The organism is Paenibacillus sp. 2TAB23, from assembly GCF_052115165.1.
In the GTDB taxonomy this organism is placed as follows: domain Bacteria; phylum Bacillota; class Bacilli; order Paenibacillales; family Paenibacillaceae; genus Pristimantibacillus.
The window spans coordinates 1-358 of the sequence record NZ_JBFRGD010000095.1 but is presented as its reverse complement, the minus strand read 5'-3'; the positions used below and the strand labels follow the sequence as shown (position 1 = coordinate 358).

The window sequence follows — 358 nt, the reverse complement described above, 5'->3', positions numbered from 1 at the left end:
TATTTCGCAGCCGTACGTGTACTCTCCAGCTTGTTCGCTTTCGTTACCGTTACATACGCTGTTCCGCCTGTTGCTGTAAGCAGATCTGTTTTGGAAACTGTTACTTCCGTCGCGCCCTCTGCTACCGTTGCTGTTTCAAGTACCGTGCCACCTGTTGCTACGCCGTATACGTTCACGATGTCGCCTTCGGCTAAACCCGTTACTTTTATCGTATCTGCTGTGCCTGTTGGGCTGTTCGCTACGGTGATTGTCGCTGCTGCTGGTGCTGCAGTGATTTCGGCATCGTACGCTTTTACGGTTCTTGTGCTCTCCAGCTTGCCTTCGTTTACTACGCTCACATACACGCTGCTTGCTGTTG

Annotated in this window: 1 pseudogene; it reads right to left on the bottom strand. The window is 51.7% G+C overall.

Annotated features, from left to right (window positions below):
• Nucleotides 1–358: pseudogene (locus tag AB4Z29_RS32455) on the bottom strand (hypothetical protein); the annotation flags it as partial.